This window comes from Micromonospora sp. PRAS1 (assembly GCF_059553435.1).
The window spans coordinates 100,065-113,998 of record NZ_JCANNB010000009.1; the positions used below are offsets into that span (position 1 = coordinate 100,065).

Sequence of the window (13,934 nt, forward strand, 5' to 3'; positions counted from 1 at the left end):
CTGGCTGGCCAGCAAGGCAACCCTCGAGATCGGTAGGAGACCTCCGTGCGAAGAGGACTACGCAACTGCCTGATCGCCGCCGGCCTGGCGGTGGCCGTCGCGGTGGCACCGACCGCCGCACCGGCCCAGGCGGCACCCCGTACCGGTGACGTGCAGGTGATGTTCTTCGACTGGACCAGCCTCGTGGTGGCCGCCGCCGGGCACCTGCTGGCCGGCGGCAGCTCCGACGCGCCGTCGCTCCAGGCGGCCGTCGACCAGATCATCGCCGCTGTGGAGCAGTCGGAACGGAACATCATCGCCCACACCGACCTGATCGCGGCGGCCGATGTGCAGGCCTGCGCCCGCCAGCACACAATCGAACTCAGCGACATCGACACGATGAGCCCCACCGTGCGGCAGCTGTGGGCGCAGAGCGCCACCGGCTGCGCCACCCTGGCGACGGCGTACGTCAACACGCTCACCACCCCGGCGGCGGTGGACAACATCGGCCATGTGCTGCCGTCGCTGTTCGCGATCGTGATCGCCGCCCGCACCAGGGCCGGCCTGACCAACGGCATCAACCTCGTCATCCAGGACCAGATCCGCAGCTACGAGGCGGTCGTCGCCAAGCTCACCCCGACCGACTGCGTGAAGAAGCGCGCCCGCGACCCGGGTTATCCGGTCGAGAAGTGGTGGGAGTGCACCGCCTACAACGGTGACCTGGGTACCTCCGAGTCCGTCGTGGGCGACCTGCGCGAGCCCAACCGCGCCCAGGCCGAGGATCGCGCCGCCCGTAATACCAGCCGCCCGGTCGCCAAGGCGGCTCTGCCTCAGCTGCGCGCCCTGGGCGTCTGAGTCACCCCCAACCGGGGCCGCACGTCCGCCCACCGGCGCCGTGCGGCCCCGGCTGCTGCCGGCGCTCCCCGCCCGGCCTGATCCGGCCCGGTCAAACGCTGTCGAGCAGCGCGTCGAGCGGTCGTGGCAGGGTGCCGCGGCCCACCGCCGCCTCGACGAGCAGACGCACGTAACGCTGATTGCGGCGCGAGCTGCTGCGCAGGAACCGCCACAGCTGCGCCTCGGGCTCCCGGCCGCGCCAGGCGGGCTGGGTCTGGAACGAGCGGAACGACCGCAGCTCGCCCTGCGCGTCGAAGAGCGCCTCGACGTCTGCGACGCCGAGCGCCCGGATCAACTCCTGCTCCAGGTCGTCCAGGCAGACGTGGAACCCGAGACGCTCCATCTCGGTGCGGGTACCCGGTGAGCCGAGCTGTGCCATCGCCAGCCCGCGCCGGAAAATCTCCTCCTCCCGCAGGTCGCAGAGCCCGGCGAGGCGTACCCGGGTGGCCAGCGGGCCCAGGCCGGCGAGGAAGCGGCCGATCGCGTGCGCCCCACCGATCGGTACGACCACCACCCGCTCCGCTTCGAGATCCCGACCCTGGCCCAGCGCGGCCGTCTCCAGGGCGATCTGGTCGCTGATGCCCTCGACGAGCACCACCGCCTCGGCGTACTCGACCTTCGCCAGGGCACGGGCCGTCGCCTGGATCGAGGCGGCGTTGCCACCCAGGGGGCCATCGAGGGTCACGAGCGCAATCATCGGTGACACGCCTGCCGGACGGCGACCCGATTAGGCGCGAGCGGCGGCTGACCAGGCAACCGTCCAATGTGGTTACTCCGCGCGTCCGTCCTGTCCCGGGATGTCATAGGCTGCCGTCCGGTTGTGAACCGGTCGAGGAGATCCATGTCGAGCGCTGTCCGTAGTCCGCTGCGTCGGTTCGCCCTACGATGCCAGGCTCTCGTCGAGGCCAACTGGTTCAACCTGGCCAGCTTTGCCGTGGTCATCGTCAACGCGACAGCGCTGGGCCTGGAGACGTACGGGGGCGTGGTCGCGGCGGTGGGCGGCACGTTGCGGGCGGTCGAGTACGCCTGCCTGGCCCTGTTCGTGCTCGAACTGCTGGTCCGGTTCGGGGCGCACGCGCCGGCGCCGGCCGGTTTCTTCCGGAACCCGTGGAACGTCTTCGACCTGATGATCGTCGCGGCCCCGCTGCTGCCCGGCGTACGGGAGAACGTGACGCTGCTGCGACTGCTTCGGCTGGCCCGGATCGTGCGCGCCTTCCGGCTCTTCCCGAGTCTGCGGGTGATCCTGGTCGGTATCCGGCGCAGTCTGCCCGGCCTCGGCAGCTTTCTGCTGGTCACCGCGCTGCTGCTGTACGGGTACGCGATGCTGGGCTGGATGCTGTTCGGCACGTCCTATCCGGCGGAGTACGGCACGGTCGGGCAGGCCATGCTCACGCTCTTCCTGCTGCTGTCGCTGGACGGCATCACCGACACGCTTGAGGCCGGTCGCGAGGTCACCGAGTGGGCGGTGCTCTACTACGTCTCCTACATGGTGGCCGCCTGTTATCTGCTCACCAACCTGCTGGTGGGTCTGGTGCTGACCGCCCTTCAGGAGGCGCACCAGGACGAGCGGGCCGCTGCGCGGCGCGGCACCGGCCCGGTGGGTAACCACGCCGAGGACGAGCCCTCGGTCCGCGAGCAGTTGGCCCGGGTGCAGGCCATCATCACCGACCTCGAACGACGGCTGCCGGACCGGGAGCTGACCGGCCCGGCCAGCTCCGCTACGGCGCCGGCTGCCGCTGGCGGGCAGCCGACCGGCGGTCCTGCGCCGGTCGGCGACGGCGGCACGCTCGCCCTGCCCAGGCCCCGGGTGGCTCGCCGCGCCAACCCGAGACGACGCCGTCGACGCAGGTGACGGCGGTACCGGAACCGGCTCGACCGACACCAGCACCGGGGGAGCAGCCGGTGCCCGGCGCGTACCAGGTCACCTGGCCGGAGCCAGGACGACCGGCACGGCGACCAGGTTCGTGCGGGACCCGTCGGCGGCGGAGACCTCGTACGCCTCGACGGTGCCGGGCTGCTCACGGTCCAGGCGGTAGCCGATCGCGATCCGGTAGCCGCCCCGGCAGCCGGTGCCGCAGGTGGCGGTGGTGAAGGCGGTGGCGAGTTGCCGACCGGCGGCGTCGAGCAGCCGGACGATGACGGTCGCCTCGAACACGTCGGCGGTGCCGGCGACGGTCACCGGGCTGGTCACCCGTTCGCCGATCACCGGGGCGGTGACCACGACCGGCGGTAGCAGGTCGAGGTAGTCGGCGCGGTCGGCCGGCGGGTCGGCACCGAAGGCGACCCGCGCGACGGTGGGAAACTGGGTGAGCGTGTACACCACCTGGGCCTCGCGCAGTCGGGCGACGGCCGGGTCGGCTGCCGCGGCCAGCCGGACCCGGGCGGTCCCGGAGTCGATCCCGCTGACTTCGGCGCCGTCGGACACCAGGGTGACCAGGCCGGCGCCGGACTCCGCCGGGCTCGGGCCGGCGGCCAACTCGGTCAGGGCCAGCCGGGAGGTGGCCACGGTGGCCGGGCGACTGCGCCGGGTCGGGGCGAGCCGCCCGTCGCGGACGTACCAGAGCTGGAGGGTGAGGGTCGCGGGGCGGCTGCCGCCGGTGGCGCCGGTGGTCGACGGTGGCGGCGCGGTGGCGGTGCGGGCGGGCGGGCGGGCGGCGGTGCCGGTGGGTGCGGCGGGGGAGGTCGGCCCGCTGCGGGTGGGGCCGGCGGAGGTGGGCGTCGATGCGGTCGGTGCCGGGCCGAGCGATCCGGAGCGTGTCGGGGCACATCCGGTGGCCAGGAGCAGCAGCACGGTGACGGTGGCGGTCGCCCGGCGGCTCATCCGGCCCGCCCCGCGCCGGCAGCCTCCGGTTCGTCGGGCAGCAGGAGCCGGAACCGGGTGCCGGTGTCCGGTGCGCTGCGCACCGTCAGCCGGCCACCGAGCAGCCGGGCGTTCTCCTGAGCGATGGCCAGCCCGAGGCCGCTGCCACCACGGGCCGGGTCGACCTTGTGGAAGCGGTCGAACAGTCGCGGCAGGTGCTCGGCGGGGATGCCGGGGCCCTGGTCGCTGACCTCGAAGGCCACCCGCCCGGGGGACCGGGCGACGGCGGTGCGGACCTGACCGGCGCCGTGCTGTACGGCGTTTGCGATCAGGTTGCTCAGCACCCGCTCCAGGCGCCGCGGATCGGTGCGCAGCCGTACCGGTTCGGCGTCGACCGCGACCCGCTGCTGCCAGCCGCGAGCGGCGACGATGGCGTGCAGCAGGGCCGGCGCGTCCACGTCCGTGACGGCCACGGACTCCTGACCGGCGTCGAGCCGCGAGATCTCCATCAGATCCTCCACCAGCCGGCGCAACCGGACCACGTCGGTGAGCAGCAGCTCGCCGGCCCGGCGCGCGTCGGCGGGCAACCGGTCCAGGTGCTCGCGCAGCAGCGAGGCCGCGGCGACCAGGGCGGTGACCGGGGTACGCAGCTCGTGCGCCACGTCGGCGGTGAACCGCCGTTCCCGTTCCCGGGCCCGGTTGACCCGGCCCATGGGTTCCAGGGTGCGCCGGGCGAGGGTGTGCCCGACCGCGGCGGCGAGGAGCACCACCAGGACCCAGCCCGCGACGAGGGCGGCGCGCAACTGCTCCAGCTCGGTGGCCAGGTCGTCCTCGTCGGTGATCACGTACAGTTCGGCGGTGGAGCCCGGGATCCGGCCACCCACCACGAGCAGCCGGGTTCGGCCGGTGCTGCGCTGGTAGCCGAGCTGTCCGGCCGCGACGGTGCGGCGTAGCCGCTCACCCAGCGGTGGCGCGTACGCCGGGTGTGACGGCCGGTTCTCCCCGGCGACCAGCACCACGTGCCGTCCGCTGCCCTCGAAGCTGGTCAGCAGCGCGGTACGGTGCGCCTCGGTGAGCGGCAGGAACTGTCCGGCCAGCACCAGCTGGTAGCGGGCGTCGGCCGCGGCGGCGTGCAGCGAGGCGTCGTAGCGGGCCTGCCGCAGCGGTAGGTACGAACCGGCGGCGAGTACTCCCGCCGAGACGCCGGCGACGAGCACGAAGGCGATGGTCAACCGACGGCGCAGCCGACCGGGGCTCATGGTGTCCGTGCCCATCGCCGCCACCGGGGGTCAGCCGGCGACGAACTTGTAGCCGGCGCCGCGTACGGTGCGGATCAGTCGTGGGGCGGCCGGATTCTTCTCGATCTTGGCGCGCAGCCGCTGCACCGCCACGTCGACCAGCCGGCTGTCGCCGAGGTAGCTGTGGTTCCAGACCCGGTCCAGCAGCAGTTCGCGGGTGAAGACCTGCCCGGGTCGGCTGGCCAGCTCCAGCAGCAGCCGGAACTCGGTGGTGGTCAGCGGCAGCTCCCGCCCGTCGCGGCGGGCCACGAAGGCACCGGGGTCGATCTCCAGCCCGCCGACGCGTAGCGGACCCGGCTCGGGTACGAGGACCGTGCGGCGCAGCACCGAACGGACCCGGGCCACCAGCTCCGGCAGGTCGAAGGGCTTGCGCAGGTAGTCGTCGGCACCGCACTCCAGGCCGACCACCACGTCGATGGTGTCGGTGCGGGCGGTCAGCATGAGGATCGGCACCGCGCTGGTCCGCCGGATCTCGCGGCACACCTCCAGGCCGTCGAGCCCGGGCAGCATCACGTCCAGCACGATCAGGTCGACCGGCCCGGCCCGCCAGGCGGTGAGGGCCTGCCGGCCGTCGTTCGCGGTGTCCACCCGGAATCCGGCGCGGCGCAGTCCGAGGGCGGTGACCTCCCGGACGGAGGCGTCGTCCTCGACCACCAGCACCCGGCCGTCCACGATGCACCCAGGGTAGTGCGCGGTGGCCCGGTCGTCGCTCGGCGTGACGGTCGGGGACGGAGACCGGACGGTGTCGGATCCCCGTCCCCGTGGTCGGCGACTCCTACCACTGGTGTGCGACGTCGAGCACGATCCGGCTGTGCGTTCCCGGGCCGGCCAGGACGGAGACCTGGAACGGCAGCCGGGCCCGCACGCCGACGGCGAAGGTGGTGTAACCCTCGAAGCTGCCCCCGAAGACCACGTCGCGCAGGGTCGGCTGGCGCAGCACGTTGGCCACGTGGTCACCTACCCGGTACGGCACGGTGGCGACGTGCTCGTCGTCGTACGCCGGCGCGCGCAGCGAGACGCGCAGCACCGCGCCACCCGCGGTGTACGGCGACAGCGCCAGCCCTTCCCCGTCGGTGTACGTCTCGCCGTAGCCGATCGAGTAGCCGGTGACCGGGCCGGCGAACTCGAAGACCACCCGGTCGTGACAGTCGTGCCGGCCGTTGCGTACCGCGATCAGGGGCGCGCCGCTCAGCGCTCCGGCCGTCTTCTCCGCGCTGCCCCAGGTGATCCCGCAGTACGGTGCGTCGGCCGTCGCCGGGCCGGGCGCGGCGGCGGCGGTCCCGGCGAGCAGTGCGCCGACCGCCACGACCAGGGCTGCGATGCTCCTGCTGATCCTCATCGTTCTCTCCTTCTCGATTCCGCTCCGCCCGCCGGTGCTCGGTGGCCCGGCGGGCTCGGCGTTGACCTCGTTGGATCCAGCGTCGGTACGGTCCGCAACCGCGGTCTCACCGCGGCGTAACACCCGGGTAACAGGACCCGGCGGTATGACACTTCCGTGATGACGCCGACGGAAGTCGACATATTAATATTCACGCACATCAATCGCGGCGTGTCGGTGCGTCGCGGAGTCCGCAGGGGAGTGCGTGATGATCCGACGAAGACTGCTGCGCCTGGCTACCGCCACGTTGGCGGCGCTGCTGGCGGCGACCGGGGTGCAGGTGGTGACCGCCAGCGGCGCCTCGGCAGCCCGGACGGTCTACTACGACGCCAGCCGGGCCGGTGAGTTCCGGACCAACTTCGACCAGGCCGCCCAGATCTGGAACAGCCGGGTGAGCAACGTCCGGTTGGTGGCGGGCACCCCCGCCAACGTCACCATCCTGGTCGACAACGGCTGGCCCCGGGCGCAGGTCACCGGGCTGGGTTCCGGCCGGATCTGGATGGGCTGGGAAGCGGTCAACCAGGGCTACCACCGCACCCGGATCGCCACCCACGAGTTCGGTCACATCCTCGGCCTGCCGGACCGGCGCACCGGGCTCTGCTCCGACCTGATGTCCGGCAGCAGCGCCCCGGTCTCCTGCACCAACGCCAACCCCAGCGCGGCCGAGGCCAGCCGGGTCAACCAGCTCTTTGCCGGCAGCCGCAGCGCGTCAAGCGTCGCCGGGACGTACACCTGGACCTCCGACGGTGACGTCGGGACGTTCGTCGTCGGCGGCCGGCCCGCCACCGAGAACTACCCGTGGCTGGTCTACACCTCCGGCTGCACCGGCACCCTGATCAAGGCCAACTGGGTGGTCACCGCCAAGCACTGCTCGACCCCGTCGTCGGTGCGGGTGGGCAGCATCAACCGCAGCAGCGGCGGCACCGTGGTCGGGGTGAGCCGGGCGGTCAGCCACCCCAGCATCGACGTCAAGCTGTTCCAGCTGTCCAGCTCGGTCAGCTACGCGCCGGCGCCGATCCCGACCTCGTCGGGCGCGGTGGGCACCGCCACCCGGATCATCGGCTGGGGCCAGACCTGTGCGCCCCGTGGCTGCGGCTCGGCACCGACGACCGCGCACGAGCTGGACACCTCGATCGTGGCGGACAGCCGGTGCAGCGGCATCAACGGCCCGTACGAGATCTGCACCAACAACACCAACGGCAACTCCGGCGCCTGCTACGGCGACTCCGGCGGCCCGCAGGTGCGTCGGATCAACGGCGTGTGGAACCTGATCGGCGCGACCAGCCGCTCCGGCAACAACAACTCCACCTGCGCCACCGCCCCGTCCATCTACGGTGACCTGCCCTCGATCCGCTCCTGGATCAACACCCAGGTCGGCGGTCTGCCCGCCTGATTCCGGTCGGACCCCTCCCGCGCGACGGGCGCGTGCGGGAGGGGTCCGGCGGCGTGCGATAGTGGCTGCTCGTGAAGCGGTATGGGATGTTGATCCTGCCTTCGGCCAACCGGGTGTACGCCGGTGCCGCCGTCGAGTTGACCCGGGCCGAGCTGGAGATCTTCGGCACCACGGTGCTGGGCGGGCGGATCGGGGCGGTGCAGACCGCCACCGTCGGCGGGGTCCGCTACGTCACGTTCGACGTCGACGGTGGGCTCAGTGAGCGGGACGCGGCGCTGCTGGGCAACCTCTCCAGCGCGTACGCGCTCTTCGAGTTCGTCGGCGACCTGCTGCGACCGGTGCCGCTGACCCGGCTGGACCGCTTCGACGACGACCTGATCACGATCCAGAAATATCCGGGCAAGACCAACGAGCAGTTCACCAAGCTGCTGCTCAACGTGACCCTGCTCGCCTCGGACTGGGCCGGTGACCTGTTGACCCGGCGGTTCCGGGTGCTGGATCCGCTCTGTGGCCGGGGCACCACCGTCAACCAGGCGATCATGTACGGCTTCGACGCCGCCGGCCTGGACCGCGACAGCAAGGACTTCGAGGCGTACCAGGCGTTCCTCACCACCTGGCTCAAGCGCAAGCGGATCAAGCACCGGGTGCTGGAGTCCGGCCCGGTCCGCCGGGAACGCAAGGTGGTCGGCCGTCGGCTGCGGCTGGAGGTGGCCGCCTCGAAGGAGGCGCACAAGGCCGGCGACGTGCAGTCGGTCGACGTGGTCAACGCCGACACCACCCGGGCCGGCGAGTTCTTCCGCCCGGGCAGCGTCGACCTGGTGGTGGCCGACGCGCCGTACGGCGTGCAGCACGGCAGCCGTACCGCCGAGCAGGGACTGGCCCGCGACCCGCTGGCCCTGCTCGCCGCCGCCGCGCCGGTCTGGGCGCGGCTGCTGCGCCCCGGCGGCGCCCTCGGCATCTCGTGGAATACGAACGTGGCCCGCCGCGAGGCCGCCGCCGAACACCTGACCGCCGCCGGCCTGACCGTCCAGGACCAGACCCCCTGGCGCTCCCTGGCCCACCGCGTAGACCAGGCCATAGTCCGCGACATCCTGGTAGCCCACAAACCCACCCCCTAACCCCGCTCGCCCCCCACCCCCCACCCCCCCGCCCCCGCCTCCCTTGCTCCCGCGATCTTGCACTCTTGGTCGCCGGGATGTGTCTTATGCGGCTTATGCGGGGACACAAAGTGCAAGATCGCGTGAGTGAGCGGGGTGAGCGGGGTGAGCGGGGTGAGCGGGGCGAGCGGGGTGTGGGGGAGGGGAGGTTGACTGGGGAGGGGGTGGGTGGTGAGATTGATCTGTGTGAGTGTTAACGCTCACAGGGGTCGGCGACAGGAGTGATGATGCGTACCAGGGCACGATGGCTCGCTGCGGTCGCCGCGCTCGGTCTGGTGGTCGCCGGCCTGGCGGCACAGCCCGGTACGGCCAGCGCGGAGTCCAACGGCGGGGTGCGGGTGATGCCGCTCGGCGACTCGATCACCGAGGGCACCCAGATCCCGGGCGGCTACCGGATCGGTCTCTGGCAGCGCCTGGTCAACGGGAGATACACCGTGGACTTCGTCGGCTCGCAGTTCAACGGGCCGGCCAACCTCGGCGACCGCGATCATCAAGGACATCCCGGCTGGCGCATCGACCAGATCGACGCCAACATCGTCGGCTGGCTGAACACCCAGCGGCCGCAGACCGTCCTGCTGCACATCGGCACCAACGACATCCTGCAGAACTACAACGTGAGCACCGCACCGAACCGGCTCTCCACCCTGATCGACCGGATCACCAGCACAGCTCCCGACGCGGAGGTGTTCGTCGCGCAGCTCATCCCGCTCACGAACACCAACCAGGCGGCGGCCGTACGCACCTTCAACGCGGCCATTCCCGGCATCGTGCAGAGCAAGGTGAACGCCGGCAAGCGGGTCCATCTGGTGAACATGCACAGCGCCCTGACCACCGCCGACCTGATCGACGGCATCCACCCGACCGCCACCGGCTACGACAAGATGGCCGCGGTCTGGTACAGCGCGCTCCAGGCGGTGCCCGGCAGCATCGGCACCCCGGGCAACGGCGGCGCACCGACCACCGCGATCGTCGGTGCCCAGTCCGGTCGCTGCCTCGACGTTCCCGGCTACAGCACCGCCAACGGCACCCAGCTTCAGTTGTGGGACTGCCACGGCGGTGCCAACCAGCAGTGGACGCACACCGCCGGCCGGGCGTTGACGGTGTACGGCAACAAGTGCCTCGACGCCGAGGGCTACGGCACGTCCCCGGGCACCCGGGTCACCATCTACGACTGTCACGGTGCGACGAACCAGCAGTGGCAGCTGAACGCCGACGGCACCATCACCGGTGTGCAGTCCGGGCTCTGCCTGGACGCCAACGCCGCGGGTACCGCCAACGGCACCCGGCTCGTCCTCTGGACCTGCAACGGTCAGGCCAACCAGCGGTGGAGCCGGCGGTAGCCGAAGCTACCGCCGGCTCGGGCGGACCCGGACGCGATCGGTGTTCAGCGGCCCTTGGCCTGCGGCCGATCCGGCGTGGGGCCGAAGGTGGTGAGGAAGCGGTCCCGGAAGGAGTCCATCGGCCAGACCGGGGCGGTGGCGTCGGGCGTGAGGCCCTCCTGCCAGTTCCAGTCGGCGACCCGGTCCAGCACGGCCGGGTCCTTGGCCAGCAGGTGGATCGGCACGTCCGGGCTGGGGTTGTCGCCGGTGACCACCGGTGCGGGCTGGTGGTCACCCAGCACGATGAGCACCGTGTCGTCGTTGCCGTACTTCTCGACGTAGGAGATCAGGGTACGCAGCGTGTAGCTGATCGAGTGCCGGTAACCGGTACGCGCCTGCGCGGCCGGGGTGCCGATGATGCCCTGCCGGAACACCTCCCCGTCGTCGATGTCGTCCCAGTCGACAAGCGAGGGCACCTTGGTCCACGGTGAGTGGCTGGAGACCAGCGACAGCTCGGCCATCACCGGCCGGTCCCGGGAGCCGGCGAGTTCGCGCTTGTGGAACTGGTGCAGGGCGAACTGGTCGGGCATCGGCGCGAAGGCGAACTTCGGCCCCTGGTAACCCAGGTCCGGCCCGCCGTAGAACTGCTCGTAGCCGTAGAACGCTCCCTCCGGCCACGCCTGGTTCACCGCTGGCATCACCCCGACCGTACGCCAGTCGGCGCGCCCGAAGGCATCGCCGAGGGTGAACCGGTCGCTGGCGAGCAGGCTCTTGTGGCGCTGGTTGTTGTCGATCCACAGGCCGGAGAGCAGCGTGGCGTGGGCGAGCCAACTGGCCCCGCCCACCGTCGGCGAGGTGAGGTACCCGCTGCGGGTGGCGAAGCCGGCCGCAGCCAACCGCTGGCCGCCCTCGTCCAGCACCCGCTGCACTGAGGCGAACTCGGGGTCGGAGACGGCGTCGCGGCCGTAGCTCTCCACGAACGCGATGAGCACGTCCTTGCCGCGCAGCCCGGTGAGCAGCTGGTCGCCGGGCACGTCGCGGAACGGGTCGACCCCGACCTCGGTTTCGAACGCCTTCCGGTCGGCGAGTCGCTCGCGTACCTCGCTTGCGTGTTCGTAGGCCAGGGTGCTGGCGTTGCTGTCGGCCACCAGCACGCCGGGCACGATCCGGGCCTGGAACGTGGCGAGCAGCGCCCAGACCACCACCAGGGTGGCGGTGACCCGGGTGACGCCCGTGCGGTGCCGGACCAGCAACCCGGACAACCGTACCGTCGACAACGCGGTAAGCACGGGGGCGGCCAGCAGGAGCAGCCCGAGACCGGCCGCGAGGGCGATCGCGCCGGGCCGGCCGATCGACTCGGCCACGAAGGTGAACGCCTCGTCCAGCAGCGACCAGTCCAGCACCAGGTCGAACGGGCGGCCCAGCGAGGAGTAGAAGCCCAGGTCACCGACCTTCACCACGGCGACCAGACCGATCAACGTACCGGACACTGCGGCCACCACCCGCCGGGGCCGGCCGGGCAGGGCGAGCAGCAGCGCGACGAGCAGCAGCGCCTCCAGCGGAATCCGCAGGAACGTGCCGGGTTCGATCTGCCAGGGCCGGTTGGGCATGGTCAGCGCGGCCAGCACCAGGGCGGCGGCCAGCACGGTGACCACCCGGGACCGGATGCGCCGCCACCGGCCGGGCTGCCCGGGCGATTCGGCCCCGCTCGCCGTATCGCCGCCAGCGGTGTCGTGGTCCTCGGCCGGTGCGGTGTCCGGCCGCTCGGCCGGTTCGACGGCAGCGGCCGGGGCCTGCTCGGAGATCGACAACTGGTTCTCCCGGATCAGCGCAGCGACAGGACGGGCGCGGTCGACAGGTCACGGTCCTCGGGCCGGTCGATGCGCCGGACGCCGATCGGCACCGACGGCACCGTCGGCGCGACCAGCGCCGGTACCGGCCGGCCGGCGCGGTGCCGCCACAACCAGGCCACGTCCCGGCCGAACGACTCGACAAGCATGCCCAGCGCCGCCACCAGCACCAGGGTCGTCAGCGCCCCGGGCAGCACCTGGGACGCGGCGACCGCGAGCATGATCCCCTGGACCGCGGCGACCACCTTACGCCAGTAGCGCGGCGGCAGTTGCGCGTCCATCCAGGGCAGCAGCCAGCCGGCGACCAGGAACGCGTACCGCATGACGCCGATGGCGAGTACCCACGGCCCGACCGACGGGGCGACGTAGAGGCTCAGCATCAGCACCAGGAACGAGTCGACCTCCATGTCGAAGCGGGCACCGAGGGCGCTGACCGTGCCGGTGCGCCGGGCCACCTTGCCGTCGACGGCGTCCAGTGCCAGGGCCACCACCGTCAGCGTGACAAGCACCCCGACCGGCGCGGGTCGCCCCGCGATCAGCGCCTCGGCGATCAGCGCGGTCACCGCACCGACCAGCAGCCCCCGGCCCATGGTGACCCAGTCGGCCGGACCGAGCCGGAGCGAGCCGGCGTGCCGTAGGCCGCGGATCAGCGCCAGGCAGGTCACGGCCCCGTACGCCAGGCCGGCCAGCCAGCCCACGGTGCCGAGGCCCACCGTCGCAGCGAGCCCGGCCAGCAGAATGATCTGGACGATCAGCCCGAGTTGCGGACCGGTTCGAACTGTGGACACCGTGCCTCCGTGTTTATGATCGACGACCCCTGTCAGGGATGTACGGGAAATACGACGGATCGGTTCGGTCCGGACGCAGGTGAGGAGAAATACCGGTGACCCGAACGGCTCGCGCCTTCTGGGTGAGGGTGCCCGGTGCGGGCGAGATCCGCACGGTGACGCTGCCCGAGCCGGACGCCGACCAGGTCCTGGTCCGGGCCCGCTACTCGGCTGTCAGTCGGGGCACCGAGACGCTGGTCTTCGCCGGGCGCGTGCCCCCCAGCCAGTACGCGGCGATGCGCGCGCCGTTCCAGGACGGCGACTTTCCCGCCCCGGTCAAGTACGGCTACCTAAGCGTCGGCGAGGTGGAGCAGGGTCCGGCGCAGCTGCGCGGGCGGACGGTGTTCTGCCTGCACCCGCACCAGAGCGCGTACGTGGTGCCGGCCGAGGCGGTGACCGTCGTACCGGATCGGGTGCCGGCGGCCCGCGCGGTGCTGGCCGGCACGGTGGAGACCGCCGTCAACGCCCTCTGGGACGCCCCGCCGCTGGTCGGCGACCGGGTCAGCGTCATCGGCGGCGGCATGGTCGGCTGCACGGTGGCGGCCCTGCTGGCCCGCTTCCCCGGCGTCCGGGTGGAGTTGGTCGACACCGACCCGTCCCGGGCCGAGGTGGCCGCCGCGCTCGGCGTCGACTTCGCCGCGCCGGAGGCCGCCAGCGGCGGACGTGACCTCGTGGTGCACGCCAGTGCCAGCGCCGCCGGGCTGCAACGCGCTCTGGACCTGCTGGCGCCCGAGGGCACCGCGCTCGAACTGAGCTGGTACGGCGACCGGCCCGTGCAACTCTCGCTGGGCGGCGCCTTCCACTCCGGCCGGTTGACCATCCGCAGCAGCCAGGTGGGTCGGGTCGCCCCGGCGCGCCGGGACAGCCGCAGCTACGCCGACCGGATGGCGCTCGCCCTCGACCTGCTCGCCGACCCGGCGTTCGACGCGCTGATCACCGGCCGGTCGCCCTTCGCGGAGCTGCCCGACGTGCTCAGCCGACTGAGCGCGGGCGACCTGCCCGCGCTCTGCCACCTCATCACCTACGACGGGGAGTGATC

11 protein-coding genes and 1 pseudogene are annotated in these 13,934 nt (G+C 72.2%); 6 read left to right on the plus strand and 6 right to left on the minus strand.

Features of this window, described 5'->3' with window-relative positions; genetic code table 11:
• Positions 1–45 precede the first annotated feature (45 nt).
• A complete protein-coding gene (locus AC507J_RS11185; protein ID WP_496289038.1) occupies positions 46–834 on the plus strand; it encodes a hypothetical protein in 789 nt (262 codons plus the stop codon).
• Positions 835–925: 91 nt separating this feature from the next.
• Here the strand turns inward: AC507J_RS11185 and AC507J_RS11190 are convergent, their stop codons facing one another.
• Positions 926–1,558 carry a TOPRIM nucleotidyl transferase/hydrolase domain-containing protein gene (locus tag AC507J_RS11190; RefSeq protein ID WP_496289039.1) on the minus strand — a complete coding sequence of 211 codons (633 nt, stop codon included), beginning with the start codon at positions 1,556–1,558 and terminating at the stop codon, positions 926–928.
• Between the two features lie 156 nt (positions 1,559–1,714).
• Here AC507J_RS11190 and AC507J_RS11195 point away from each other — a divergent pair, with 156 nt between their 5' ends.
• Positions 1,715–2,725, plus strand: a complete 1,011-nt coding sequence (locus tag AC507J_RS11195; protein WP_496289040.1) for an ion transporter — start codon at positions 1,715–1,717, stop codon at positions 2,723–2,725.
• Between the two features lie 69 nt (positions 2,726–2,794).
• Here the strand turns inward: AC507J_RS11195 and AC507J_RS11200 are convergent, their stop codons facing one another.
• From AC507J_RS11200 to AC507J_RS11215, 4 genes are all read right to left on the minus strand, one after another.
• On the minus strand, positions 2,795–3,694 hold the full coding sequence (locus tag AC507J_RS11200; RefSeq protein ID WP_496289041.1) for a Gmad2 immunoglobulin-like domain-containing protein: 900 nt from the start codon (positions 3,692–3,694) through the stop codon (positions 2,795–2,797).
• Positions 3,691–4,947, minus strand: coding sequence for a sensor histidine kinase (locus AC507J_RS11205; protein WP_496289042.1), 1,257 nt, complete (start codon positions 4,945–4,947; stop codon positions 3,691–3,693). The genes AC507J_RS11200 and AC507J_RS11205 overlap by 4 nt, the downstream gene beginning before the upstream one ends.
• Before the next feature lie 15 nt (positions 4,948–4,962).
• On the minus strand, positions 4,963–5,643 hold the full coding sequence (locus AC507J_RS11210) for a response regulator (RefSeq protein ID WP_496289043.1): 681 nt from the start codon (positions 5,641–5,643) through the stop codon (positions 4,963–4,965).
• Between the two features lie 103 nt (positions 5,644–5,746).
• Positions 5,747–6,310 (minus strand): AMIN-like domain-containing (lipo)protein, encoded by a 564-nt coding sequence (locus AC507J_RS11215; protein ID WP_496289044.1) that lies wholly within the window; start codon positions 6,308–6,310, stop codon positions 5,747–5,749.
• A gap of 247 nt (positions 6,311–6,557) precedes the next feature.
• Between AC507J_RS11215 and AC507J_RS11220 the strand changes: the two genes are divergently transcribed.
• The 3 genes from AC507J_RS11220 to AC507J_RS11230 all read left to right on the plus strand — a co-directional run bounded on the left by AC507J_RS11220 (position 6,558) and on the right by AC507J_RS11230 (position 10,239).
• Positions 6,558–7,742 (plus strand): snapalysin family zinc-dependent metalloprotease, encoded by a 1,185-nt coding sequence (locus tag AC507J_RS11220; protein WP_496289045.1) that lies wholly within the window; start codon positions 6,558–6,560, stop codon positions 7,740–7,742.
• 86 nt (positions 7,743–7,828) lie between these two features.
• Complete coding sequence (locus AC507J_RS11225; protein WP_496289046.1) at positions 7,829–8,860, plus strand: TRM11 family SAM-dependent methyltransferase; 1,032 nt, start codon at positions 7,829–7,831, stop codon at positions 8,858–8,860.
• A 266-nt stretch (positions 8,861–9,126) separates the two neighbouring features.
• Positions 9,127–10,239, plus strand: a complete 1,113-nt coding sequence (locus AC507J_RS11230) for a ricin-type beta-trefoil lectin domain protein (protein WP_496289047.1) — start codon at positions 9,127–9,129, stop codon at positions 10,237–10,239.
• A gap of 44 nt (positions 10,240–10,283) precedes the next feature.
• Here the strand turns inward: AC507J_RS11230 and AC507J_RS11235 are convergent.
• Positions 10,284–12,856: pseudogene (locus tag AC507J_RS11235) on the minus strand (CDP-alcohol phosphatidyltransferase family protein).
• A 95-nt stretch (positions 12,857–12,951) separates the two neighbouring features.
• Here AC507J_RS11235 and AC507J_RS11240 point away from each other — a divergent pair.
• Positions 12,952–13,932, plus strand: a complete 981-nt coding sequence (locus tag AC507J_RS11240) for a zinc-dependent alcohol dehydrogenase (protein WP_496289048.1) — start codon at positions 12,952–12,954, stop codon at positions 13,930–13,932.
• Positions 13,933–13,934 lie beyond the last annotated feature (2 nt).

Bases quoted from the DNA above. Each gene is read 5' to 3' on its own strand.
- AC507J_RS11215 (WP_496289044.1), bottom strand. From the start codon at position 6,310: ATGAGGATCAGCAGGAGCATCGCAGCCCTGGTCGTGGCGGTCGGCGCA.
- AC507J_RS11225 (WP_496289046.1), top strand. From the start codon at position 7,829: ATGTTGATCCTGCCTTCGGCCAACCGGGTGTACGCCGGTGCCGCCGTC.
- AC507J_RS11205 (WP_496289042.1), bottom strand. From the start codon at position 4,947: ATGGGCACGGACACCATGAGCCCCGGTCGGCTGCGCCGTCGGTTGACC.
- AC507J_RS11220 (WP_496289045.1), top strand. From the start codon at position 6,558: ATGATCCGACGAAGACTGCTGCGCCTGGCTACCGCCACGTTGGCGGCG.
- AC507J_RS11200 (WP_496289041.1), bottom strand. From the start codon at position 3,694: ATGAGCCGCCGGGCGACCGCCACCGTCACCGTGCTGCTGCTCCTGGCC.
- AC507J_RS11230 (WP_496289047.1), top strand. From the start codon at position 9,127: ATGCGTACCAGGGCACGATGGCTCGCTGCGGTCGCCGCGCTCGGTCTG.
- AC507J_RS11195 (WP_496289040.1), top strand. From the start codon at position 1,715: ATGTCGAGCGCTGTCCGTAGTCCGCTGCGTCGGTTCGCCCTACGATGC.